This is a genomic window from Okeania sp. SIO2B9 (genome assembly GCF_010672505.1).
GTDB lineage: Bacteria > Cyanobacteriota > Cyanobacteriia > Cyanobacteriales > Microcoleaceae > Okeania > Okeania hirsuta.
Genome location: NZ_JAAHGK010001679.1, coordinates 1 through 1,305 on the forward strand (window position 1 = coordinate 1; position 1,305 = coordinate 1,305).

The following is a 1,305-nucleotide window of genomic DNA, read 5'->3' on the forward strand; positions in this document are numbered from 1 at the left end:
TAAGATTAAAAAAGTCAATATCTTGAAGTATTTAATCTTGCTCATCCTCAGCATTTAGCTATTAGCAGTTAGCTCTGATATTTTTAATGAATCAAGCAAGCATTCGCTTAAGCTCTACTACATTTTTAACCAGAGAATTGAAGCACAAGAACGACGAGTTTTAGTTGTTCACTAAAGGTAATAAAGCTGATAGCTGTTTGCGCAGCATTCCGGAGGAAATGCTTACTATTCATCTTCTGGTTTCAGAGATCTTACAGTTTCTTGAATTGACCCTATAACAAATCCCATAATTGCACCTATTGTTGCATAAGCACGAGGTGCTTTTGCACTGCTATAACCTTTATCTATTCTTGTAAAATTACAACATTGATAACGACTTTTACTCATCTCTGCAGCAGCTAATCCAATTACTGAGCCAATTACAGCCATCATCAAGCCAGAAAATATTACTAGCTTTAAATTAATTGTTTTTTCTTCCATTACTAACTAACCCCCATAATTGAAATTAAAATAAAATTAATTTGTATATATAATTTTTTTCTAGCATAATTTTGACTATTTTTCAACTATTAACAGTAAAAAAATTCATAAAAATTCAATTAATTTTACAGGAATTAAGGCGAGCTAAAAAGTATACTGCTAGTTTAGCCCCATAAGGAGAATCCCACCAAGCAACAGGAAAACAACCTTTAGGTGCTTCTAGACTAAAATTAAGGTTTTCATAAGGTATCCATTTATTGTTTAACTGCAATCCCAGTCGTTCACAAGTCTTATTCAAAAGTTTCATATCTATATTAGAAATATCATAAGTTCCTCCCATACTTTCATAAATTTTCTTTTGTATACTAAAGCCAAAATGACCTTTACTATAATTCGTCCAGAGCTGATCTATTAAATTTATTACGCTACATGGAAATTTGATAACATCATCAGGAGTCAGTTTTTCTTTGTCAGTTTGACCAGATATTTCTAACATGACTTTTGCAGTTTCTTGGTCTGCTTCTTTCCATTTTCCTGCGGATAGTAAATCTCTCAATTTGCCATAGCGGTAAATATCAGAAATTAACATTAGTGCTTGGTCTAATTTTTCTTCTAGTCGAGCCACTCTTTCTGATAATTCTAACTCTCTTGAATTTTGTTGTGATGAGAAAGATTCATCAGAGGAAATAGTAGATTTATTTATCTCTTTATATTCTATTTCGTTAGACATAATTACTAAAAAAATAGTTTAGAGCAAAATTTTTGGAGTAATTATGTCTAACGAAATAGAATATAAAGAGATAAATAAATCTACTATTTCCTCTG

2 protein-coding genes are annotated in these 1,305 nt (G+C 31.0%); both read right to left on the minus strand.

Annotation, left to right across the window (positions count from 1 at the left end; all coding sequences use genetic code 11):
• Positions 1–225 precede the first annotated feature (225 nt).
• Complete coding sequence (locus F6K13_RS33640) at positions 226–480, minus strand: hypothetical protein (protein WP_240038867.1); 255 nt, start codon at positions 478–480, stop codon at positions 226–228.
• Positions 481–595: 115 nt separating this feature from the next.
• Positions 596–1,210 carry a GUN4 domain-containing protein gene (locus F6K13_RS33645; RefSeq protein WP_124144195.1) on the minus strand — a complete coding sequence of 205 codons (615 nt, stop codon included), beginning with the start codon at positions 1,208–1,210 and terminating at the stop codon, positions 596–598.
• Between the last annotated feature and the right edge of the window lie 95 nt (positions 1,211–1,305).

Excerpts from the sequence above, each read along its gene's own strand:
- F6K13_RS33640 (WP_240038867.1), bottom strand. The coding sequence starts at position 480 with ATGGAAGAAAAAACAATTAATTTAAAGCTAGTAATATTTTCTGGCTTG.
- F6K13_RS33645 (WP_124144195.1), bottom strand. The coding sequence starts at position 1,210 with ATGTCTAACGAAATAGAATATAAAGAGATAAATAAATCTACTATTTCC.